This window comes from Arthrobacter sp. 10N44_2, from assembly GCF_056394385.1.
In genome coordinates, this window is sequence record NZ_JBFTHT010000022.1 from 34,819 (window position 1) to 57,455 (window position 22,637).

The window sequence follows — 22,637 nt, forward strand, 5'->3', positions numbered from 1 at the left end:
CGCTGGCCCTGCCGCGACGAATCTAGGCCGGCCAGCCCTCCGGCCCCGGGGTCCCGGCCGGATATTCCTCCAGCGGGACATGTCCGGCGGTCCAGGATTTCAGTACCGGCGCCAGGATGCGCCAGCAGTCTTCGGCCGTGTCCGCCCGCACCGAGACCAGCGGATCCCCGGTCAGCACGCCCTCGAGCACTTCACCGTAGGGGAGGAGTTCGGAGGCGCTCAGTTCGGCCTGCAGCGTGGCCCGGTCCAGGCTCAGGACATTGCCCGGGCCGTTCACGTCGACGTCGAACTGCAGCGTGTCCGGGCCAAAGCCGATCCTCAGCTGGTTGGGGGCGTCCACACCGGTGAACCCCTTCGGAAGGTGCGGCACCGGCCGGAAGGTCACCACGGCCTCCTTGCGTTTCTGGCCCAGCGCCTTGCCTGAGCGCAGGATGAACGGCACGCCCTGCCAGCGCCAGTTGTCGATCTCCACCTGCACCTCGGCGAGGGTTTCAGTAGCCCTGGACGCGTCCACGCCCTCCTCCTTGGCGTAGTCCGGGATGTCCCGGCCGTTGATCGAACCCGCCGTGTACCGGGCCCGGCGGCTGCTTTGCCGGTAGGGGGCCTTGATGCTGCTGGCCCGCAGCACGGTGGCCACGGCATCGCGGAGATCGCGTTCGTCCACGGATGCCGGCGGCTCGATTGCCATGAGGGCCATGATCTGAAGCAGGTGGCTTTGGATCATGTCACGGAGCGCCCCGGCGCCGTCGTAGTAGCGGGCGCGGCCTTCGAGGGCGAGGTCCTCGTCGAAGATGATCTCGATTTTTTCGATGTTCTGCCGGTTCCACACCGGCTCCAGGAACGTGTTCGCGAAGCGCAGGCCAAGGATGTTCAGGACCGTTGCCTTGCCGAGGAAGTGGTCCACGCGGTGGATGTGGTCCTCCGGGACCAGCGCGGCCAGCGTCTTGTTCAGGTGGCGCGCCGACTGCTCGTCGGAGCCGAACGGCTTCTCCATGACCAGCCGGGTGCCGGCGGGCACGTCCTCCGGCGCCAGGGCCTCGCACGCGAGCTGGCTGACCCGCGGCGGCAGGGCGAAGTAGACCGCCACAGGTCCCTCCAGTTGCGCCAGGAGCCCGGCGAGCTGGCCCTCGGCCGTGACATCGAGCTGGTGGTAGGTGCTCTCCTTGCGGATCCGCTTGAGCTCCCGCTTGCCGTGGGCGTCGGCCTTGGAGTCCTCGTCCGCGAACGACTCCTCGATCCGGCCAAGCCACTGCTCCGGCGTCCAGGGGTCCGATCCCGCTCCCGCCAGGGCGAGGCCGTCGGCGCGGCCCCGGGCCACCAGGCGGGCAAGCCCCGGTAACAGGAGCCTTCCGGTGAGATCGCCGGAAGCGCCCAGGATGAGCAGGGTTTTTACAGTTGTTTGGCTGGTCACCTACGCCAGCATGCCATCTTGAAGGCGCATCTTGGTACCCTAGATAGTCGAGTCCTGTTGTCGTGGCGGTTCGTCCAGGCGAATACCAGTCGCGACGCTGGCGTGCCGCACCGGCCGCCACCTGTAGATCCACTGAAAGAAGTGCACGGCGCGTGTTCAATTCACTCTCTGACCGGTTGACAGCAACCTTCAAGAATCTGCGTGGCAAGGGCCGCCTGACCGAGGCGGACGTTGACGCCACAGTCCGCGAGATCCGGCGTGCCCTCCTGGACGCCGATGTCGCTGTGCCCGTGGTCCGGGAATTCACCGGCCGTGTGCGCGAGCGTGCCCTCGGCGCCGAGGTCTCCGGGGCGCTGAACCCGAGCCAGCAGATCGTGAAGATCGTCAACGAGGAACTCGTCGAGATCCTCGGCGGCGAGACCCGCCGGATCCGCCTGGCCAAGACCGGACCCACCATCATTATGCTGGCGGGCCTCCAGGGCGCCGGCAAGACCACCCTGGCCGGCAAGCTCGCCAAATGGCTCAAGTCCCAGGGCCACAGCCCCATGCTGGTGGCCTGCGACCTCCAGCGGCCCAACGCCGTCACCCAGCTGCAGGTGGTCGGCCAGCGCGCCGGCGTACCCGTGTTCGCCCCGCACCCGGGCGCCACGTCCACCGAACTGGACCACCCTGCCGGAGACCCCGTCGCCGTCGCCCGTGACGGCGTCGAGGAAGCCAAGCGCACCCTGCACGACGTCGTGATCGTGGACACCGCCGGCCGTCTCGGCGTCGACGCCGAGATGATGGAGCAGGCGCGCCAGATCCGCCGCGCGATCGTCCCGAACGAAGTCCTGTTCGTGATCGACTCCATGATCGGCCAGGACGCCGTCAACACTGCCCTGGCCTTTGACGAGGGCGTCAACTTCACCGGCATCGTGCTCTCCAAGCTCGACGGCGACGCCCGCGGCGGCGCCGCGCTCTCCGTCGCGTCGGTGACCGGCAAGCCGGTCATGTTCGCCTCCACCGGCGAAGGCGTGGACGACTTCGAGCTCTTCCACCCGGACCGCATGGCCTCGCGCATCCTCGACATGGGTGACGTCCTCACCCTGATCGAGCAGGCCGAGAAGTCCTGGGACAAGGATGAAGCCGCCCGGATGGCGAAGAAGTTCGCCGACCAGGAAGACTTCACCCTCGATGACTTCCTCGCCCAGATGCAGCAGATCCGCAACATGGGCTCCATGAAGAAGATGCTCATGATGATGCCGGGTGCGCAGAACATCCGCCAGCAGCTGGAGCAGTTCGACGAGCGCGAGATCGACCGTGTCGAGGCCATTGTCCGCTCGATGACCCCGCACGAGCGCGTGGCTCCGAAGATCATCAACGGCTCCCGCCGGGCCCGTATTGCGCGCGGTTCCGGCGTGCACGTCTCCGAGGTCAACGGACTGCTGGAACGGTTTGCCCAGGCCCAGAAGATGATGAAGAAGATGGCCGCCGGCGGCGGGATGCCCGGCATGCCGGGCATGCCCGGCATGGGCGGCGGGGGCGGTGCCCGCAAGGGAGCCAAGTCCGCGCCCAAGAAGAAGGCCCGCTCCGGCAACCCGGCCAAGGCGGCGCAGGAACTGCGCGACGCCGAGGCCCGGCGTGCCGCCGGCCCCAAGGCGTTGCCCACCGGCGCGTCGTTCGGCCAGCAGGGCGGCGACTTCGATCCGTCCCAGCTGAACCTGCCCAAGGGTTTCGACAAGTTCCTCGGCGGCAGCAAGTAGCCGCGAGTGCTGACGGCCGCCGGCACTGTGTCGCCGGCGGCATCAGCACTGAAGTGCCATAGGGTTAGACAATGTTCAAGCAGCGCGTAGTCTTCGTCCACGGGGACGGCAGCTTCGGCGCCGCCGCGTGGCCAAAACAGCACGGAATGGCGCTGGACTACGACGCCCTGTTCCTGCGGCGGCACGGGTTTGACGCCGTCGCGGAACCGCTCGAATCCAACTTCGCGGCCGACGCCGCCATCGTGCTCGCCTCGCTGGCAGACGACGGCCGCGGCGAGGCCGGCGGCCATGTGGTGGCCCATTCGCAGGGCGCGATCGCCGCGATGATGGCCGCCGTCGAACGGCCCGACCTCGTCCAGTCGCTGACCCTGGTGGAACCGGCCTGCCTGTCCCTGACCGCGGAGCTCCCGGCCACCGCCGCGCACCGGGCCCTGATGCAGCCGCTCTTCGACGTCCGCCACAACCTCAGCGACGACGACTTCCAGCGAGAGTTCATCCGCCGCGCGTTCGCGGCGGACGCCCCCGGGGCCACGACGCCGGAGGCCCTCCGGGCTGCGCGCCGGCTCCGCCTACAGGCGCCGCCGTGGGAAGCCCCGCTGCAGATCGTGCCGGGCGTGCCGACCCTGGTCCTGACCGGCGGCTGGGAACCGCTGTATGAGGAAATCGCCGGCTACCTGCGCGAGACCGGCGCCCTGCACCGCACGGCGCCGGGAGGGCACCGGCCCCAGGATTCAGCCGAAGGGGACCGGGCCATCCGCTCCTACATTGCCGAGGTCAGCCGGCACCAGCACGCCCGGGCGTCCTAGGAAGCTGCGGGTTCTCCCACCGAGGGCTGCGGCAGGTAGACCTTGCCGCCCGAGGCGAGGAACTCGTTGCTCTTCGCCCGCATTCCGGCCGCCATCTGCGCTAGGGCCGCCTGCGAATCTGCTGATCCGTATTCGTCCCGGATGTCCTGGCTGATCCGCATGGAGCAGAACTTCGGACCGCACATCGAGCAGAAGTGGGCTGTCTTGGCCGGCTCCGCGGGAAGCGTCTCATCATGGAAGGCCTCGGCCGTGACCGGGTCCAGGGACAGCGCGAACTGGTCCCGCCAGCGGAACTCGAACCTTGCCTTGGACAGGGCATCGTCGCGTTCGTGCGCGCCGGGGTGGCCCTTGGCGAGGTCCGCGGCATGGGCGGCGATCTTGTAAGTGATCACGCCCGTCTTCACATCGTCCTTGTCCGGCAGCCCGAGGTGTTCCTTGGGCGTGACGTAGCAGAGCATGGCAGTGCCGTAGCGGGCGATTTCGGTGGCGCCGATCGCCGAGGTGATGTGGTCATAGCCCGGTGCGATGTCCGTGACGAGCGGCCCGAGTGTGTAAAACGGGGCGCCCTTGCAGAGTTCCTGCTGGCGCTCCACGTTTTCCCGGACGAGGTGGAAGGGCACATGCCCGGGGCCCTCCACCATGACTTGCACGTCGAAGTCCCAGGCCCGCTGCGTGAGCTCGGCCAGGGTGTCCAGTTCGGCGAACTGTGCCGCGTCGTTGGCATCCGCCGTCGCGCCCGGCCGCAGCCCGTCGCCCAGCGAGAACGCGACGTCGTAGCGTGCGAAGATCTCGCACAGCTCATCGAAGTGGGTGTACAGAAAGTTCTCCCGGTGGTGCGCCAGGCACCAGCCAGCCATGATGGAACCGCCGCGGGACACGATGCCGGTGACCCGGTTGGCCGTCAGGGGCACATACCGCAGCAGCACGCCCGCGTGGATGGTCATGTAGTCCACGCCCTGCTCGCACTGTTCGATCACGGTGTCCCGGAAGATCTCCCAGGTCAGGGCGTTCGCCTCACCGTTCACCTTCTCCAGCGCCTGGTAGATCGGGACCGTTCCGATGGGGACGGGGGAATTACGGATGATCCACTCGCGCGTGGTGTGGATGTCATCCCCGGTGGAGAGGTCCATGACGGTGTCCGCGCCCCACTGCGTGGCCCACTGGAGTTTGTCGACCTCCTCGGCGATGGAGCTGGTCACGGCGGAGTTGCCGATATTGGCGTTGATTTTCACCAGGAACGACTTGCCGATGATCATCGGCTCGGATTCGGGGTGGTTGACGTTGTTGGGAATGATCGCGCGGCCCGCGGCCACCTCGCTGCGCACCAGCTCCACATCGCAGTTCTCGCGCAGCGCGACGAACCGCATTTCCGGGGTGATGACACCGTCCCGGGCGTAGCGCATCTGCGTGACGGTCCTGCCCTCAGCGGCCCGGCGCGGCACCGGCCGGCCGCCCCGCCACTCGGCCGACGCCGCACCGCGGCGCACCGCCGATTTGCCGTCGTCGAGCAGCTCCCGTTCACGGCCGGCGTAGGGTTCGGTGTCCGCCCTGGCCTCAATCCAGGGGGTGCGGAACGGCTCCAGCCCGCGGACCGGATCGCTGCCCGGTCCGGCAGTGCGGTACACCCGGAACGGCGGGTTCCGGATGCCGCCCGGGGAGGGTTCCAGGGCGATCTCGGTCACCGGCACGCGGATGCCGTGCTCCGGATCCGTGCTGAAGGCCAGCGAGTGGGACTTCAGCGACTGCGTGGTGGCTGCGGACTGAATTTGGACAGGGCTGTGCTGTGTCACTTGGGTGTTCACGGAAAAGCTCACTTCCTTCGCCGGCATTACCCGGACAGGTTCAACGGTCGCAGGCTGCGTCAGCCCGATCTCAGCCCCTGCAGGGGCACCCGTGTGGTCGTAGACGAAACTACCACGCACCGCCGGCCGGCCCTCGAGTGTGACGGAGTGCGGTCGGGCCGCGGTGTTAGCGTGGCATTGTGACTCTGCCCAGGGCCGTGCCCCGCATCCGGATGGCGACGCCGGAAGACCTCCCGGCGCTGCCGGTTCTCGAGGCCTAAGCAGACCGCATCCTCGAAGCGGAGCTGGGGAACCAGACGCTCCCGGCTCCGGAGTTGACGACGCCGGTTGAGCCGATCTTCATACTTGTCGCCGGAAACCCGCCCGTAGGGTTTGCCCGCGTTGACGAGGTCGGCGGCCAGGCCCATCTGGAACAACTCTCCGTGCAGCCGGACTCCGCCGGGCGGGGGATAGGACGGTCCCTGGTGGAGGCGGCCCTTGATGCGGCCCGGAGCCGTGGCAATTTATCGATGACGCTTTGCACCTTCGCAGGCGTCCCGTTCAATGCGCCGTTTTATGCGAGCTGCGGTTTCGAGGAACTCGCCCAGCCAGGACAGGCGTTGGGCGCCCTGCGGATCCACGAAGCGCAGCTGGGGCTGGACGGTCTTGGCCGGCGGATCGTCATGCGGATTAGGCTTTAGGTCATGACCGGCATCATCAAGTTCAGCGGCCCCATCCTCACCGCGGCGGACCATGAACGCCGCGGGCTCTGGTCGGTGGGCGGCCTGCTGACCTTCCGCCGTCCGGCCGCCGCGCCGGACCTCGTGCTCGACGGCTGGGTCATGCCCGGCCTCGTGGACGCACACTGCCACATCGGCCTCGGCCCGGGCGGGGACGTTACCGAGGACACCGCGGAATCCCAGGCCCTGGCGGACCGCGACGCCGGGACACTCCTGGTCCGCGACGCCGGCGCCGTCCACAACACACGCTGGCTCCAGCAGCGCGCGGACCTGCCCCGGATCATCCGTTCCGGCAGGCATCTCGCCAGGACCCGGCGCTACCTGCCGGGCCTGGCCGTCGAGGTCGAACCGGAGGATCTCGTCGAGGCCGTGCGCAAGCAGGCCCGCGCGGGTGATGGCTGGGTCAAGCTCGTGGGGGACTGGATCGACCGCGACGCCGGCGACCTCGCCGCCAGTTTTCCCGCCCGGACCATCAAGGACGCCGTCCAGGCCGCCCACGATGAGGGGGCCCGCGTCACCGCACACTGCTTCGCCGAAGACACCCTCGATGACATGCTCGACGCCGGGATCGACTGCATCGAGCACGCCACCGGGCTGCTGCCGCGGCACCTGCCGCGCTTCCTCGAACAGGGTGTTCCTATCGTGCCCACCCTGATCAACATCGCCACGTTCCCGGACATCGCCGCCCGGGCGGCGGCCAAGTTCCCCCGCTACGCAGCCCACATGCGCTCGCTGTGGGAGCGCCGGGCGGAGCGGATCCTCGAAGCCCACGAGGCCGGGCTGGCGATCTATGCCGGTACCGATGCCGGCAGCGTGATCAGCCATGGCAGGATCGTGGACGAGATCCAGGCCCTGCACGCCGCCGGCCTTCCCGCCGCTGCCGCCCTCGACGCCGCGAGCTGGTCTGCGCGGACCTGGCTCGGCGCGGAGTCCATCGGTGAAGGGGCAAGCGCTGACGTCCTCGTCACCGCCGAGGATCCGCGGAGCAATCCGGCCACGCTCCGCCGGATCCGGCACATCGTGCTGCGTGGGCTGCCGGTAGACCGGGCGCCAGTCCATGTTTTGGAATAAATTGAAGCTTCAAGTAATTTATCTTTACGTAGAGTCGCCGAAGGCCGGTGGCTACAGAATCCACGGAGCATTGCCATGACCGCAGAAGCCAGCACCCAGGACCTCCTTCCTGCCGAACTCACCATGGGCACCGTGATGCTCAAGGTCGGCGACATGAAGCTCATGACCGACTACTACCAGCGCGCCCTCGGCCTGGAGACTGTGGCCGAAGAGGACGGCGGGCTCTACCTTGGGCGCCAGCAGAAGCCGCTGGTGCATCTGGCGCCTGCCCCGGGCCTGAATCTACCTTCCCGCGGCGAGGCCGGGCTCTTCCACACCGCCCTCCTCTTCGAGGACCAGCACTCCCTGGCGGCCACCATCGCCACCGCGGCCCAGTACGAGCCCCAGTCCTTCACCGGCAGCGCGGACCACCTCGTCAGCGAGGCGTTCTACTTCAACGACCCCGAAGGCAACGGCATCGAGCTGTACTGGGACCGGCCGCGGGCGGCGTGGTCCTGGGAGGGCAAGAACGTCGTCATGGACAGTCTCGCCCTGCCGCCGCAGCGCTACCTGCAGCAATACCTGACCGAGGAGTCCGTGGCCGGCCAGCGCCAGGCCGCCGCCGGCGTCGGGCACGTCCACCTGCAGGTCGGCGACGTCCAGTCGGCGCATGATTTCTATGTCGGCACGCTCGGCTTCGAAAAGACCGCGGGCTGGCACGGCCAGGCGCTGTTCGTCTCGGCCGGCGGCTACCACCACCACATGGCCATGAACGTATGGAACAGCCGCGGCGCGGGCCCCCGGCGCGACACGCTGGGCCTGGGCGAAGTCCTGATCGAAGTGCCGTCCGGTGACGATGTCGCAGCGCTGGCCGACCGGCTCAAGGTTGCCGGCGTCGAATCCCACCACACCGGCGCCGAGTTGCGCTTCGAGGATCCGTGGCGCAACCGGATCCGCGTAGCCGTGCGCTAGAAGTTCTCCCCAGGCAAGCTGGTCGCTGGGCATGTCCAGCGCGCAGAGCTTCCCGCTGGACATGTCCACTCTTCGCCGGCGGGACAGCTGGGCATGTCCACTGCTCGCGGCCGGGACTCCGGAACATGTCCATTGCTCGCAGCCGGGAATGGACATAGTTGCCATATGTCCAGTACTCGCAGTCGGGGGAGGGCATGTCCACGGGCGGGGTCGGGTTCCCCGGGCCAGCGAGGGACATGTCCACTCTTCGCCAGCAGGACACTGGAACATGTCCATTGCTCGCAGCCGGGAATGGACATAGTGGCCATATGTCCAGTGCTCAGGGTCAGGGGAGGGCATGCCCATCGGGCCTTGGTCGGGTTCCCGGGCCAGCGAGGGACATGTCCACTCTTCGCCAGCAGGACACATGGGACATGTCCACTGTTCCCAGGCAGGACGTCGGAACATGTCCATTGCTCGCAGCCGGGAATGGACATGGTTGCCATATGTCCAGTGCTCAGGGCCAGGGGAGGGCATGTCCAGCGGGCGGGGCGGGGTCGTGCTGAAGCGGCTAGGCTGAAGCGACGCCGAAAACAGCGGTCTGCGGACCGCCGAACCCTAAGGACCAGCTGCATGGGATTCACCGAACTCTTTGTGTCCACCCACGAAGAAGCCCTCAAGCGCGCCGGCGCACTGGAAGGCGGCAGCCCGGCCGCCCCGGGCGCCGTCCGCATCCCGGAGATCAGCGATTTCGAGGTGGAGCGGCTGGGAGACCTCGCCGGCGTCGCCGTGCACGCCCCGGGCGCGGACTATGAACTGGCCATGGTCGACGTGGCCAGCGACTCGCTGCTCGGCGTCCCGGCGGCAATGGTCCGCACGCTGGCGGAACTGCTCAGCTATGAAACCGAAGGGGAGGGCGAGGTCCTGGAGGATGTCGCCGCCAACTGGGCCGCCGAGGAGGACATGCCCTTCGGCCCCGACGAGGCCCGGGACTACGTCCGCCGGATCGCCGAGCTCGCCGCCGGCGTCGACCCCGCCACCAGGTCCGGCCTCTACGTCTGGACGTCCTGACCGGCCCTCGAGGCCGCATCCAGGCCGCGCGCTGGTGCGCCGGGCACGTGTCAAGTCGAAATCCTGCCGGTGATCTGGCACAATGAACAGGTACTCGATCTGCGTGGCCCCTCTCTCCGCGTCTGGATCTTGTCCTTTAGAACCCCCAAGTACGGCCCGCCCCACGGGTGCAGAACGCCGGGCTCGACCCCGTTTCAGAAACAGGAGTGACCACAAAAGTGGCCGTAAAGATTCGCCTTAAGCGCTTCGGTAAGATGCGCGCACCGTACTACCGCATCGTCGTCATGGACTCACGCTCCAAGCGTGATGGCCGTGCTATCGAAGAGATCGGCAAGTACCACCCGACCGAAGAGCCCTCGTACATCGAGGTCGACACGGACCGTGCCCAGTACTGGCTCGGCGTCGGCGCACAGCCGTCCGAGCAGGTCGCCGCGATCCTGAAGATCACCGGTGACTGGCAGAAGTTCAAGGGTCTCCCGGGCCAGGAGGGAACCTTGAAGACCAAGGCTCCCAAGGCTGCCTTCGTTACCCCGGAAAAGGGTTCCGTGATCATCCCGGAAGCCATCACCAAGAAGGCCAAGAAGGACGAAGCTGCCGAGGCTCCCGCCGACGCCGCCGAAGCAGAGACCACCGAGGCTGAGTAAATTGCTGGCAGAAGCGCTCGAACACCTGGTCCGCGGGATTGTTGACAGCCCCGAGGACGTCAAGGTCAGTGCGAAGAACAACCGCCGCGGGGAAACCCTCGAGGTGCGCGTTCATCAGGACGACCTCGGACGGGTGATCGGCCGGCAGGGCCGGACCGCACGCGCATTGCGCACTGTGGTTGCGGCGCTGGCGGACGGCGAGCCGGTCAGGGTCGACGTCGTCGACACCGACCGCCGCCGGTAACGCTTTCAGCACTACTTGTCTTGAGTCCGGCCCCTTCACCAGATAACGGTGGAGGGGCCGGACTGTTTTCCCGTAATTCCGCACCAGAGAATACAGAATCACCAACCCCGAACAGAGGAACAGATGCAGCTCCAGGTGGCACGAATCGGCAAGCCCCACGGCATCCGCGGCGAAGTGACCGTCCAGGTGCTCACCGACGCGCCCGGCGACCGTTTTGTCCCCGGCACCCAGTTCATCGTGGAACCCGCCTCGGCCGGGCCGCTGACGGTAATCAGCGCCCGCTGGAACAAGGACATCCTGTTGCTGGCCTTCGATGAGATCGAGACCCGCAACGAGGCCGAGACCCTGCGCGGCGCCAAGCTGTTCATCGAAACCGAAGACATCGGCGCCGAGGACGACGATGAGGGCTGGTACGAGCACGAGCTCGTGGGCATGGAGGTCCGGGTGGGCGGCGACGTGGTCGGCAAGGTCTCCGGACTGCACACCCTGCCGGTCCAGGACCTGCTGGTGGTCACCACCGATGAGGGCAAGGAAGTCCTGATCCCGTTCGTCGAACAGATTGTGCCCGAGGTCAACGTGGGTGAAAAGTACGTCCTCGTCACCCCGCCGCCCGGACTGTTCGAAGTCAACACGGACGAGGCGCCCGAGGCCCCAAACCTCGAGGCCCAAAACCCCGAGGCCCAAAACCCCGCAGCCCAGGCTCCGAAAGCCGAGGGCGCCGCGGCCCGGAACTCCGAAGAGCAGGGCATCGCCTAGATGAGAATCGACGTCGTCAGCATCTTTCCGGAGTACCTGGCCCCGCTGGAGCTGTCGCTGATCGGCAAGGCCCGCCAGGACGGCCTGCTGGACCTCAAGGTCCATGACCTGCGGGACTTCACCACCGACCGGCACCGCACGGTCGATGACACCCCCTACGGCGGCGGCGCCGGCATGGTCATGAAGCCCGAACCCTGGGCTCAGGCCCTCACCGCCGTGGCCGCCGGGCGGTCCGGGGACGCAGGGGACGCCGGCGCACCTGACGACGCCGGCACCCCCGGCACTCCAGAGTCTGCCGGCCCGGAAGCTGCCGCCAAGCCTGTCCTGATCGTCCCGTCGCCGGCGGGGGAGCGCTTCACCCAGGCCACCGCCCATCAGCTCGCCGAGGAAGACCAGCTGGTCTTCGCCTGCGGCCGGTACGAGGGCATCGATGAGCGGGTCCTGGAATGGGCGGCGGAGCACTTCACGGTGCGCCCGATGAGCCTGGGGGATTACGTCCTCAACGGCGGCGAGGTCGCCGTGCTGGCCATGGTTGAGGCCATCGGACGGCTGCTGCCCGGCGTCGTCGGCAACCCCGAGTCCCTCGTCGAGGAATCCCACTCCGACGGGCTGCTCGAGTACCCCGTCTATACCAAGCCCTCCAGCTGGCGGGACCGCGGCGTCCCGGCCGTGCTGCTGAGCGGCAACCACGGAAAGATCGCCCAGTGGCGCCGGCATGAGCAGTACCGGCGCACCGCCGAACGCCGTCCCGACCTCCTAGTGGAATTCGACGCTGGCAAGCTGCCGCGCGCGGACCGTACGGCCTTCTCCGACCTGGGGTACGACGTCGTCGACGGCCGCCTGCTGCGCCGTCCCGACGCCTAACCGCCGGGATTGGGCTAACCCGCACAAAATGTGGCAAAATTAGTCCTTGTGCCTGCTGGGTTGCGAACCTGCCACAGGGGGAGCGCTACCAACAGCCCGGCACCCCGGCCCCGTCTACTCCTGACAGGGCCGGATTGACAAACTTTCGGCGGAAATTTCCGGGCGGCGCATGCCACCGGCCCTGACCGCCGTAACCCAACGTGAGTGACCTGTGGCGTTCACCAGGAGTGGATCAATGCATATCCTCGATTCCGTAGATGCAGCCTCGCTGCGCACCGATGTTCCCGAGTTCCGCGCGGGTGACACCATCAAGGTTCACGTGAACATCATCGAAGGCAAGAACTCCCGCGTCCAGGTCTTCCAGGGCTTCGTCCTTGGCCGCCAGGGCGATGGCGTCCGCGAAACCTTCACCGTCCGCAAGGTCTCCTTCGGTGTCGGCGTAGAGCGTACCTTCCCGGTGCACTCCCCGATCATCGACAAGGTCGAGCTCGTCTCCAAGGGTGACGTGCGCCGCGCCAAGCTTTACTACATGCGCAACCTGCGTGGTAAGGCCGCGAAGATCAAGGAAAAGCGCGACTTCCAGACCGCCAAGTAAGCTTTTTCGTCTTCCACGACAGGCTTCCACCGCGGATCCACGGACCGTATCCGGTGCGTCAGCTAGTGCGGCGCCGGAGCTATCCGCAACAGCGCACATTAGTTCACGACAGCGCCAGGGGATACGGAACATGGAACAGCCAAAACGCCAGCCCAGGAAACCGGGCTGGCGTTTTGCGTTGCTGGCCCTGGTGCTCGCCGTGGCCATCAGCGCCGTGGTCCGCTCCCTGTGGATGGACATCTTCTTCATCCCGTCCGCCTCCATGGAGCCGCTCCTGCACACGGGGGACCGGATCGTGGTGGCGCGGACCGGCTTCCAAGCTGAGCCCTTGGGCCGGGGCGACGTCGTCGTCTTCGACGGCCGCGGTTCCTTTGCCCCGCTCAACAGTGGCAACGGCCCCGTGGTGGATGCCCTCGCCGAAGCCGGACGCTGGCTTGGCCTTGCGGGCAGCGACACCACGTATGTCAAGCGCGTCATCGGGCTGCCCGGCGACCGTGTGGTCTGCTGCGACGCCGGCGGCCGGCTCACAGTCAACGGCCAGCAAGTTGCGGAACCGTATGTGTATCCGGGGGACACCCCGAGCGATGTGAAGTTCGCCGTCCAGGTGCCTGCCGGGCGGCTCTGGCTCATGGGGGACCACCGCTCGATGTCCGCCGACTCCCGGAGCCTCCTGGGCGCCCCTGGCGGGGGCATGGTGCCGCTGGAACGCGTCATTGGCAGGCCGGTACAGATCATCTGGCCGCTTGATAGATTTGCAGCAGTAGCGCGGCCCGAACCGGCTGCGACAACGACGACGACGAACGGACAGTAGATGCCCGAGACCGAACCGCGCACTCCTGATCCGCAGGGCCAGGACCGACCCCGGGTTACCGCCTCGGCGATTCCCGCGGATGAGCCGGCGGATCCACCGGCTGGTGCGCCGGCTCCTGCTCCTGCGTCGGCTCCTGCGTCGCAGGACGACAGCGCCGGTGCGCAGCGCGCTGATCGTATCCAGGCTGCCCGTATCGAGACTTCCCCTACCGCGGCTGGGCCGACCGCGCCTGAGCCGACCGCGCCTGGGCCGATCGCGGCTGGGCCGACCGCGCCTGAGCCGACCGGGAAGGAGCGGGCCGACGGCCCCGCCCACGCCGATCCGACCTCCCGCCGGGCCAGGAAGGCCAAGGCCCGCGAAGGGCGCAGCCCGCTCTTCCTGTGGCTCAAGGAGGTTGCCACCGTGGTCGTCGTGGCGATCGTGCTGTCCTTCCTGATCAAGACCTTCCTGTTCCGGGCCTTTTACATCCCGTCCGAATCCATGGTCAACACCCTCGATGTGAACGACCGCATCTTCGTGAACCTGCTCGTGCCCGAGCCCATGGCGCTCCAGCGCGGGGACGTGGTGGTGTTCCGGGACAGCCAGGGCTGGCTTGCCCCCGCAGCCGCGAAGACGAAGGGCCCGTTCACCTGGGTGCAGGACGGGCTGACGTTCGTCGGTCTGCTGCCGGACAACTCCGAACAGCACCTGGTCAAGCGCGTCATCGGGCTCCCCGGCGACCACGTGGTCTGTTGCGACGCCGGCGGACAGCTCACCGTCAACGGCGCGCCGCTGGACGAGAAATACATCAATGCCGCAGAGATTCCCCAGGTCCGCGACTTTGACGTCGTCGTGCCCGCGGGCAAGGTCTGGGTCATGGGCGACAACCGCAACCACTCCGCGGATTCGCGCGCCCATATGGACACCAACGGCGGCTTCGTCAACGAATCCGACATTGAAGGCAAGGCCGCCGTCATCGCTTGGCCGCTGAACAGGATGTCGGCCCTGGACAACTACCCGGACGTCTTCCGCAGCGTGCCCGCCCCGTCCGGAAAGTGATCCGCCCGTCATGTCAGCAGCCCCCACCCTCGACTACGAACGCCGCTTCCGCAGCTCCGGCGCACGGCTCCTCGCGGGCATCGACGAGGTCGGCCGCGGTGCCCTGGCCGGTCCCGTCAGCGTGGGGATCGCCGTCGTGGACCTGCAGCAACAAAAGCTCCTGGCCGATGTCCGGGACAGCAAGCTCCTCAAGGTAGCGGACCGGGAGCGGCTGGTGCCGCTGGTCCGGGACTGGAGCGTCGCCTCCGCCGTCGGGCATGCGTCCGCGAACGAGATCGACGAACTCGGGATCATCGCGGCGCTCCGTCTTGCCGGGAACCGGGCCTGGTTTGCCGTGCTCGCCGCCGGCGTCAGGCCCGAGGTTGTCCTGCTGGACGGCAGCCACAACTGGCTCTCGCCGGATCTGCAGCCGTCCTTGTTTGACGATGCCCCCGCCGAACCCGGTTGCGATGCCCCGGTGCACACATTGGTCAAAGCCGACATGCAGTGCCTCAGCGTCGCCGCGGCCAGCATCATCGCCAAGGTCGAGCGCGATGCGATGATGTGCGGGCTGCACACCCAATACCCGGCCTACGGCTGGGACGTGAACAAGGGCTACGGCACCGCAGCGCACAAGGAGGCGCTGCGGACCTCCGGTCCCACGCCGTACCACCGGGTCAGCTGGCAGCTGCTCTAGCTGCTCTGGCTGTTCTGGCCGCTCGGGCGCGACGGCCGGTGGCGCGCGGCCGGCGCCGGATGGTGCAAGATGGAACCATGAGTGCCGAGGACCTTGAAAACTATGAGACCGACATGGAGCTACAGCTCTACCGCGAATACCGCGACGTCGTCGGGCTGTTCAGCTATGTGGTCGAGACCGAGCGGCGTTTCTATCTTGCCAACCACGTTGACCTGCAGGCCCGCAGCGCCGACGGCGAGGTCTACTTCGACCTGACCCTGCAGGACGCCTGGGTGTGGGATGTCTACCGCTCCGCCCGGTTCGTCAAGAGCGTCCGCGTCATCACGTTCAAGGACGTCAACGTCGAGGAACTGCCCCGCAGCGAGGAACTCGCCCTGCCCAAGGTCGAGGACCTGGGCAACTGACCTTCGATTCCTAGCCCCCGGGTGGCGCAGGGTTTCCGTTGCGGTCCAGGGCAATGCCCTGCTGCCGCAGCAGGTCCAGCACACTCTCCGGATACGAACCGCAGCCATCCGGGTTCGCGGATCCCCGCTCGGCGGCGTGGTCGGACGCCGTGTCGCCGATGCCGATGGTTGCGACGGCCGCCTTCCATCCGCCGAGCCCCTCGATCTGCTTGGGGACCCACACGTTGGCCGCACCGTTGACGTAGTCCCACACTTTGGGGTGGACCCCCGGGCCCAGGTAGATGCCGCCTTCCGCCGCCCGGGTGACGAGTGTGGGCAGTGGCAGGACCCCCATCAGTTGCGCGGCCTGATACTCGGACATATTCCACGGGGGTTCGTCGAAGTAGTACCAGCTCGCCGCGCAGATGCCGTACAGCTTCGGGCCGAACTGCGCGTAGTTCAGATACAGCTCCATGATCCGTTGCGGGGTCAGGGTGAGGCTGAACTCGGTTGCAAGCCCGGCCTCCAGCCCCTTCCTCAGGGCATTCGCATCAGGCCACAGGAAGATGTTCTTGACCAGCTGCTGCGGGACCGTGGAACCGCTCGGGTCATCCTTGCCCTGCAGGTAGGCGACTGCCCTGTCCCGGAACTCATCGACGGAGAACGCGCCAACACGCGTTCCCAGCTGTTGGTCCTCGTGGGCGACGGCCGCGGCGATGACATAGCGGCTGATGTGGTTCAGGGACACGTACTGGTAGGCGATCGGGCCGCCGGTCTGCAGCATGTAGGCAGTGCGCGGGGGAGCGAACCAGATGAAGGAGACGGCGGCCAGCTCCGTGATGACCACCATGGCGAGGGCGAACTTGAAGATCCTGGCGAGCAGACGCCGGACCCGGTGCTTGCGTTTTACCGCCGGAGCCGCTGGCTCAGGCTCTGGCGCGGGGCCGGGTTCTGACCGCACTGGTGGCGGCCAGGTCTCGGGCTCAGGCCGCCCTGGTGCGGGCCCGGATCCTGGCGCAAGCCGCGGTGCGGTCTCGGTCTCAGGACGCGCTGGTGGGGGCCAGCTGGGGCCCGCCTGCCTGCCGGGCGGACCTGGTTCCGTAAGCTGCTGCGTTCCCAGTGGCTGGGCCGCTCGATATTCCATACGCCGATCCTTCGGCCGATCCTCAGGAGAGACTACGGACGCCCCGCGGAATTCGAGGGGGTTGGGAAAAGCCTAGGTGGGCCGTGCGGGCATTGGCTACGTTTCGTTGCCTGACAATCGCATCAACACGTCCTGTCAATGCCGCCACGGATTTGATCGCCCGAAGTGGCCGCCCGGGATCCGCCCAGATCCGGGGCCGTCGGCAGGCGTCGCGGCGAAGTGTCCCAACGTTGGTAGATGTGCACTCATGGGTTATCTCCACTGTTGAGAAATTCGGTTACCTGCTGCGCAACCTCGTCGGAGATTCCCGTTTGCCAGCTCGTTTTGAACAAGGGCTGATCGGCATAGAAGTCAGTGTCATCGTCGACGATTGCATACCGCGCAACTTCCGGATGCCGGTCCAGCCACATCTTCACTTCCTCGCCACGAAAACCTGTGTCCGCCGTCGGAGTAACGTCAAAGGTCTTGCAAACGTGTCTGTCGACTTCTTCACGGCCGCCGGGGATATGCCGCCATGTGGACGTTAGAACAACGGCTGCGTCCGTGTCGAAGATGATCTTGCAGACCTTGGACGCCAGGAAAGGATCGATGCCCATGAAGCCGCGAAAGCTCTGTCTCGTACCAACGCGGTTGACGACACCGTCAATGTCGAGGAAAAGTACCTTCATTCCTTGTTCCTCCTGCAGTTCTTTCGTTCTGCCTTGATTATGCGATCAGCAGTGCTGAGCGGGCTGCGGATACTCTTCTCATCACGCATGTGCTCTTGCAGCCCGGCGACGTTTTCCACATAGCCGAGGTGGGCCCTGTCGTCGTAAGTGGCGGCGCTTCACGCTGGAGGCATGAGAGCTAAGGATGTGCTGGGCCGGCGCGGGGAGGACCTCGCTGCGGACTTCCTGCAGGCCCACGGCATGAGGATCGTGGAGCGGAACTGGCGCTGCCCGGAGGGTGAGATCGACATTGTCGCGCTCGACGGCGACGCGCTGGTCATCGCCGAGGTGAAAACCCGGAAATCCCTGGCCTTCGGGCATCCGTTTGAGGCTGTCGGCGCGGACAAGCTGGCCAGGCTCCACCGGCTGGCAGCGGCGTGGTGCCGTGCCCAGGGGCTGTGGATGCCGCTGTGCCGCGTGGACGTGATCGCGGTGGTCGACGACGGCATCGGTGAGCCCGCCCTCGAGCACCTCAAAGGGGTGGGGTAGATGGCCCTGGGCCGGACCTATTCTGTCGCCCTCGTGGGCCTCAACGGCTACATCGTGGAGGTCGAAGCTGACATTGGCCAGACCCTGCCGGCGTTCGTGATCCTGGGCCTGCCGGACGCCTCACTGAACGAGGCCAAGGAACGGATCCGCTCGGCGGCGCAGAATTCGGGGATCCCGCTGAGCCGCCGGAAGATCACGGCCAACCTCATTCCGGCATCCCTGCCCAAACGCGGTTCGGGATTCGACCTCGCCATCGCGATGGCCGTGCTGCTGGCGGCGAATGACATCAGGCCCACGGGCCGCACGGTCTTCATCGCCGAGCTCGGCCTGGACGGCCGGTTGCGGCCAGTGCGCGGTATCCTTCCGGCCGTGATGGCCGCGGTCCGGGCCGGCTACCCGGAGGTCGTCGTGGCCCGGGCCAACGTGGCGGAGGCCGAACTGGTCCCCGGCGCGCAGGTCCGGGGCTACGCCACACTGGCCCGGCTCGCGTTCGACTGCGGCGCGGACCCGCAGGACCTCGCTCTCGACTTCGAACCCGAGACCGAGGACTCCGGCCACCCCGAACCCGGCACCGGTCCCGCCCTGGCGCCGGACATGTGCGATGTCTCCGGCCAGGCGGCGGCGCGGCGTGCATTGGAAGTGGCCGCCGCCGGTGCCCACCACCTGCTGCTGACCGGACCGCCTGGTGCCGGGAAGACCATGCTCGCGGAGCGGCTGCCCGGGCTGCTGCCGGACCTGGGCGACACCGAGGCCATGGAGGTGACCGCCATCCACTCCCTGTGTTCGCTGCCGTCGGGCTCCGTGCAGCTGCTGCGCCGCCCGCCCTACGAGAACCCGCACCACACCGCGACGGCGGTTGCCATCATCGGTGGTGGGTCCGGGCTGCCGCGGCCCGGGGCGGCATCCCGCGCGCACCGCGGGGTGCTCTTCCTGGATGAGGCCCCGGAGTACGACCGCGGCGTCCTGGACGCCCTGCGGCAGCCGCTGGAAAGCGGAGAGCTGGTCATCCACCGCTCGGCCGGGTCCGCGGCCTATCCCGCGCGGTTCCAGCTGGTCCTTGCAGCCAACCCCTGTCCCTGCGGCAAGGCAACGGGCAAAGGAGTGGACTGCATCTGCACGCCCATCATGCGCCGCCGGTACCAGGCCCGGATGTCAGGACCGCTGCTGGACAGGGTCGACATCCAGCTCGAAGTCGAGCGGGTCTCGCTCGCCGGCTTCGGCCAACCTGCAGCCGAGGAGGGAACGGCCAGCATCGCGGAAAGGGTCCGGGCTGCCCGGACGCGCCAGCTGGACCGGCTGCTTCCATTCGGGATGGAAACCAACGCGCAGGTGCCGGGGCGGCTGCTGCGCGGGTCCCTGCGGCTCGATGCCCCCACCACCCGCATCCTGGACTACGCACTGGAACGCGGAGTGCTGACCGCCCGCGGCTACGACCGCGTGCTGCGCCTCGCATGGACCCTCGCAGACCTGTCCCGGCACGACGTCCCGGACGCAGACGACGTCGGGCAGGCGCTGGGCCTCCGGCAGGCCGCCGCGGTCTCACCCTGAGCCTGCCGGCACGAAGCCCACCCCAGCCGTGCGAAAGGAACCACCATGATTGATGACGAACGAACAGCCCGCGCCGCCCTGGCCCGCCTGTTCGAGCCGCAGGACGCGGCGGCCCTGGCCCTGGTCCAGGCAGTTGGGGCGCAGGACGCCCTGCGGATTGCCAGCGGCGCGCTGGCCGCCGGTCCCGGGCTCGAACAGGCGATCACTGGAATCCTGGCGGACGGCGGGTGCGGCAGCGGCTGGTCCGGGCTCAGCGAGGCGCTGAAGCGTTGGGCCCCGCGCGTGCCCGACCTCGCGCCGGAGCGGGACCTGGCCACCATGCACCGGCTCGGCGGACGCGTCATCATTCCCACGGATGACTTGTGGCCGCGGCAGCTGGCGGACCTCGGACTGCAGGAGCCCCTGTGCCTGTGGTGGCGCGGCGTCGAACAGGAGCTGCCACCGGCGGCCCGGTCCGTTGCCCTCGTGGGCTCCCGGGACAGCACCAGCTACGGGGCATCGGTGACGGGCGATCTCGCCTACTCGCTGGCCCAGCGCGGCTTCACGATCGTCTCCGGCGGGGCCTACGGGATTGATGCCCACGCCCACAGGGCGGCCCTGGCCGGAAGCGCGGGCGGCGTGCCCACCATTGCCGTCATGGCCGGGGGAGTGGACCGCTTCTACCCCGCCGGCAATGAGGACCTTCTGCGGACCGTGGCGAACCGCGGCGCGGTCCTGGCCGAGGTGCCGCCCGGGTCCGCTCCCACCCGCTACCGGTTCCTGCAGCGGAACCGGCTCATTGCGGCGTTGGCCTCCGTCACGGTCGTGGTCGAGGCCCGGCGGCGCTCCGGCGCCCTCAACACGGCCCACCATGCCGAGAGCCTGGGCAGGGCCGTGGGCGCCGTGCCCGGATCCATCCACAGCGCCAACTCCGCCGGCTGCCACCGGCTTCTCCGTGAAGGCGGCGCGGTATGCGTCACGGATGCCGGGGAGATCGCCGAGCTCGCCTCCCCGAGCGGCGAGGCGATGCCCCCGGACAAGGCAGACCGGTCCGAGGCCCACGATGGCCTGACCCTGGAGGACCTGATCCTGCTCGATGCCCTGCCGCTGCGGACCACCACCACGGTCGAGAAGCTTGCCGCGGTGGCCGGGCTGAGCCCGGACTCGGTCCGCGCAGGTCTTGGCCGGCTCGGGCTGCTGGGGCTGGCCGAATCCCGGCATGGCGGCTGGAAACGCTCCGGGAAGGCGGACTAAGATGGCTTGCTTCACCGGGAAGAAGCGGCTCGCCGACCGGCTCCTTGAATGCGGGGGGAATACTGCCAGAGTAAGAGGGTGTCTACACAGGATCCCCCCGCTGCCTCGCCCGCCGCGCTCGACGGCGGTATCCGGCTCGTCGCCGCACGCTTCGGCCGCTACCTGGAAGCGGAGCGGGGCCGGTCCGCCCATACCGTGCGGGCCTATCTCTCCGATGTCGAAAGCCTGCTCGCGCACGCCGCAACCGAGGGCGTCCACGACCTTGCCGGGCTGGAGCTCGGGACCCTGCGGCGCTGGCTTGGTGCCCAGAGCGAGTCCGGGAAGTCCCGCGCCACCCTGGCCCGCCGCGCCGCCACCGCCAGAGCCTTCACCGCCTGGGCTGTCCGTGAGGAGCTGATCGAAGCCGACCCCGCCCTGCGGCTCAAGGCGCCAAAGCGGGAGAAGTCCCTGCCCGGCGTCTTGCACCAGCAACAGGTCCGGCGGCTCGTGGACGACGCCGAATCCGCCTCGGCCGAGGGGGAACCGCTGGCCTTGCGCAACCGTGCCATGGTGGAGCTGCTCTACGCCACCGGCGTCCGGGTTGGCGAGCTGGCCGGCATGGACGTCGACGACCTCGACCCGGACCGCAGGACGCTCCGGGTGCTTGGCAAGGGCAACAAGGAACGCACGGTGCCCTACGGGCTGCCGGCGGCGCTCGCCGTCGACGACTGGCTCCGCCGCGGCCGGCCGGCCCTCGCCACCGGGACCAGCGGCCCGGCGCTCTTCCTGGGCGCGCGCGGCGGAAGAGTGGACCAGCGCCAGATCCGCAGCGTGGTTAAGGAGATGCTGGAACGGCTGGGAGACACCGCCGCCACCGGGCCGCACGCCCTGCGGCACTCCGCAGCGACCCACCTGCTCGACGGCGGGGCGGATCTGCGCGCCGTGCAGGAAATCCTGGGGCACAGCAGCCTTGCCACCACCCAGATCTACACCCACGTGTCCGTCGAGAGGCTCCGGCAGAGCTACCAGCAGGCGCACCCCCGGGCCTGAGGATCGCCGGTCCGGCGCGTCCGGCCGGCCGGAAAAGGCACACAATTCGGCCCGGATTCCTACACCGGATTCGGCCCGCATACCTGCCCGGCGCCAAGCGGACCAGGGTCCACCTGCGGGACTGCCGAAGCATGCACGGCGCGCCGGAAAAGACGCGCCGAATCGCACTGGCGTAATTAGGAGGGGTAGGGCAGAATAAAACTCACGCCCGGGAAGTTTCAAGTTGAACTTGAAGCTGGAATGCACCACGTCCCAGCTTTGAACCCGGTTGTATATTAGTAGTCTGGCAGGGACCGCCGGCATAAATTCGGATCCGCGCAACAGACAGACATCCAGGCACAGGTCGTTGGGGAAGACGTACCTACAGCTATGGAGGATGGAATGTCTGTTGCACTGACCCGAGGTGTGTTGTTCGTTCACTCGGCCCCGACTGCCTTGTGCCCCCACGTCGAGTGGGCCATAGGGTCTGTCGTGGACAAGCGGACGGACCTGGAGTGGACCGCTCAGCCTGCCGCGCCCGGAATGTTCCGGGCCGAGCTGTCGTGGACCGGAACGCCGGGCACGGGGGCTCAATTGGCGTCGGCTCTGCGAGGCTGGGCGCACCTGCGCTATGAAGTCACTGAGGAGCCGAGCCAGGGGGTGGACGGCGGCCGCTGGTCGCACACCCCGGAGCTCGGGATCTTCCACGCCACCACTGACGTCCACGGCAACATCATGGTGTCCGAGGACCGCATCCGTTACGCCTACGAATCCGGCGCCGGCGACCCCTCGGCCGTCTACCACGAGCTCTCGCTCGCCCTGGGCGAGGCCTGGGACGAGGAACTCGAGCCGTTCCGGCACGCCGCCGAAGGCGCCCCCGTGCGCTGGCTCCACCAGGTCGGCTAGGGCCTCACCGGGCGCACCACCGCAGCAATTCCATAGCTA

The 22,637-nt window shown here is 67.9% G+C and carries 24 protein-coding genes and 1 riboswitch; of the genes, 20 read left to right on the forward strand and 4 right to left on the reverse strand.

Annotated features, from left to right (window positions below):
* Positions 1–22: 22 nt before the first annotated feature.
* Complete coding sequence (locus AC1DBX_RS18630; RefSeq protein ID WP_476932434.1) at positions 23–1,411, reverse strand: glucose-6-phosphate dehydrogenase; 1,389 nt, start codon at positions 1,409–1,411, stop codon at positions 23–25.
* A gap of 152 nt (positions 1,412–1,563) precedes the next feature.
* Here AC1DBX_RS18630 and ffh point away from each other — a divergent pair, with 152 nt between their 5' ends.
* A complete protein-coding gene (ffh, locus tag AC1DBX_RS18635) occupies positions 1,564–3,153 on the forward strand; it encodes a signal recognition particle protein (protein ID WP_223916506.1) in 1,590 nt (529 codons plus the stop codon).
* Between the two features lie 71 nt (positions 3,154–3,224).
* A complete protein-coding gene (locus tag AC1DBX_RS18640; protein ID WP_229992666.1) occupies positions 3,225–3,959 on the forward strand; it encodes an alpha/beta fold hydrolase in 735 nt (244 codons plus the stop codon).
* On the opposite strand, the gene thiC is transcribed toward AC1DBX_RS18640, so the two are convergent.
* Entirely contained in the window at positions 3,956–5,761 is a 1,806-nt protein-coding gene (gene thiC / locus AC1DBX_RS18645; protein ID WP_476932435.1) for a phosphomethylpyrimidine synthase ThiC, read from the reverse strand. The genes AC1DBX_RS18640 and thiC overlap by 4 nt on opposite strands.
* A riboswitch (TPP riboswitch) is annotated at positions 5,757–5,864 on the reverse strand. It overlaps the preceding gene by 5 nt.
* Positions 5,865–6,075: 211 nt before the next feature.
* Between thiC and AC1DBX_RS18650 the strand changes: the two genes are divergently transcribed.
* The 13 genes from AC1DBX_RS18650 to AC1DBX_RS18710 all read left to right on the forward strand — a co-directional run bounded on the left by AC1DBX_RS18650 (position 6,076) and on the right by AC1DBX_RS18710 (position 15,584).
* The gene (locus AC1DBX_RS18650) at positions 6,076–6,441 is read left to right on the forward strand and encodes a GNAT family N-acetyltransferase (protein WP_476932436.1); all 366 of its coding nucleotides are present in this window, start codon (positions 6,076–6,078) and stop codon (positions 6,439–6,441) included.
* 3 nt (positions 6,442–6,444) lie between these two features.
* The gene (locus AC1DBX_RS18655; protein WP_476932437.1) at positions 6,445–7,551 is read left to right on the forward strand and encodes an amidohydrolase family protein; all 1,107 of its coding nucleotides are present in this window, start codon (positions 6,445–6,447) and stop codon (positions 7,549–7,551) included.
* 75 nt (positions 7,552–7,626) lie between these two features.
* Positions 7,627–8,502, forward strand: a complete 876-nt coding sequence (locus AC1DBX_RS18660) for a VOC family protein (protein ID WP_476932438.1) — start codon at positions 7,627–7,629, stop codon at positions 8,500–8,502.
* Between the two features lie 612 nt (positions 8,503–9,114).
* The gene (locus AC1DBX_RS18665) at positions 9,115–9,552 is read left to right on the forward strand and encodes a hypothetical protein (RefSeq protein ID WP_223916518.1); all 438 of its coding nucleotides are present in this window, start codon (positions 9,115–9,117) and stop codon (positions 9,550–9,552) included.
* A gap of 218 nt (positions 9,553–9,770) precedes the next feature.
* Complete coding sequence (gene rpsP / locus AC1DBX_RS18670; RefSeq protein WP_026266438.1) at positions 9,771–10,196, forward strand: 30S ribosomal protein S16; 426 nt, start codon at positions 9,771–9,773, stop codon at positions 10,194–10,196.
* A 1-nt stretch (position 10,197) separates the two neighbouring features.
* Positions 10,198–10,440 carry an RNA-binding protein gene (locus tag AC1DBX_RS18675; RefSeq protein WP_018773450.1) on the forward strand — a complete coding sequence of 81 codons (243 nt, stop codon included), beginning with the start codon at positions 10,198–10,200 and terminating at the stop codon, positions 10,438–10,440.
* A 123-nt stretch (positions 10,441–10,563) separates the two neighbouring features.
* Positions 10,564–11,196: a ribosome maturation factor RimM gene (rimM, locus tag AC1DBX_RS18680; RefSeq protein ID WP_476932439.1), complete on the forward strand. Its 633-nt coding sequence runs from the start codon at positions 10,564–10,566 to the stop codon at positions 11,194–11,196.
* Positions 11,197–12,060 carry a tRNA (guanosine(37)-N1)-methyltransferase TrmD gene (gene trmD, locus AC1DBX_RS18685; RefSeq protein WP_476932440.1) on the forward strand — a complete coding sequence of 288 codons (864 nt, stop codon included), beginning with the start codon at positions 11,197–11,199 and terminating at the stop codon, positions 12,058–12,060.
* Positions 12,061–12,295: 235 nt separating this feature from the next.
* The gene (gene rplS / locus AC1DBX_RS18690; protein ID WP_018773447.1) at positions 12,296–12,655 is read left to right on the forward strand and encodes a 50S ribosomal protein L19; all 360 of its coding nucleotides are present in this window, start codon (positions 12,296–12,298) and stop codon (positions 12,653–12,655) included.
* A 130-nt stretch (positions 12,656–12,785) separates the two neighbouring features.
* Complete coding sequence (gene lepB, locus AC1DBX_RS18695) at positions 12,786–13,466, forward strand: signal peptidase I (protein WP_476871175.1); 681 nt, start codon at positions 12,786–12,788, stop codon at positions 13,464–13,466.
* On the forward strand, positions 13,467–14,504 hold the full coding sequence (gene lepB / locus AC1DBX_RS18700) for a signal peptidase I (protein ID WP_476932441.1): 1,038 nt from the start codon (positions 13,467–13,469) through the stop codon (positions 14,502–14,504).
* A gap of 10 nt (positions 14,505–14,514) precedes the next feature.
* Positions 14,515–15,180 (forward strand): ribonuclease HII, encoded by a 666-nt coding sequence (locus AC1DBX_RS18705; RefSeq protein ID WP_223916524.1) that lies wholly within the window; start codon positions 14,515–14,517, stop codon positions 15,178–15,180.
* Positions 15,181–15,257: 77 nt separating this feature from the next.
* Positions 15,258–15,584 carry a DUF2469 domain-containing protein gene (locus AC1DBX_RS18710; RefSeq protein WP_018773443.1) on the forward strand — a complete coding sequence of 109 codons (327 nt, stop codon included), beginning with the start codon at positions 15,258–15,260 and terminating at the stop codon, positions 15,582–15,584.
* Between the two features lie 10 nt (positions 15,585–15,594).
* Here the strand turns inward: AC1DBX_RS18710 and AC1DBX_RS18715 are convergent, their stop codons facing one another.
* Together AC1DBX_RS18715 and AC1DBX_RS18720 are read right to left on the reverse strand one after the other, a co-directional pair.
* Entirely contained in the window at positions 15,595–16,524 is a 930-nt protein-coding gene (locus tag AC1DBX_RS18715) for a transglycosylase domain-containing protein (RefSeq protein ID WP_476932442.1), read from the reverse strand.
* Positions 16,525–16,952: 428 nt separating this feature from the next.
* The gene (locus AC1DBX_RS18720) at positions 16,953–17,375 is read right to left on the reverse strand and encodes an HAD domain-containing protein (RefSeq protein ID WP_223916528.1); all 423 of its coding nucleotides are present in this window, start codon (positions 17,373–17,375) and stop codon (positions 16,953–16,955) included.
* Positions 17,376–17,546: 171 nt separating this feature from the next.
* On the opposite strand from AC1DBX_RS18720, the gene AC1DBX_RS18725 reads away from it, so the two are divergent.
* From AC1DBX_RS18725 to AC1DBX_RS18745, 5 genes are all read left to right on the forward strand, one after another.
* Positions 17,547–17,903: a YraN family protein gene (locus AC1DBX_RS18725; RefSeq protein ID WP_230012585.1), complete on the forward strand. Its 357-nt coding sequence runs from the start codon at positions 17,547–17,549 to the stop codon at positions 17,901–17,903.
* Positions 17,904–19,451, forward strand: a complete 1,548-nt coding sequence (locus AC1DBX_RS18730; RefSeq protein ID WP_476932443.1) for a YifB family Mg chelatase-like AAA ATPase — start codon at positions 17,904–17,906, stop codon at positions 19,449–19,451. It begins immediately after the preceding gene.
* A gap of 45 nt (positions 19,452–19,496) precedes the next feature.
* A complete protein-coding gene (gene dprA, locus AC1DBX_RS18735; RefSeq protein WP_476932444.1) occupies positions 19,497–20,684 on the forward strand; it encodes a DNA-processing protein DprA in 1,188 nt (395 codons plus the stop codon).
* A 48-nt stretch (positions 20,685–20,732) separates the two neighbouring features.
* Complete coding sequence (locus AC1DBX_RS18740; RefSeq protein WP_476871181.1) at positions 20,733–21,713, forward strand: tyrosine recombinase XerC; 981 nt, start codon at positions 20,733–20,735, stop codon at positions 21,711–21,713.
* A 381-nt stretch (positions 21,714–22,094) separates the two neighbouring features.
* Positions 22,095–22,598, forward strand: coding sequence for a DUF3145 domain-containing protein (locus AC1DBX_RS18745; RefSeq protein WP_026266435.1), 504 nt, complete (start codon positions 22,095–22,097; stop codon positions 22,596–22,598).
* Positions 22,599–22,637 lie beyond the last annotated feature (39 nt).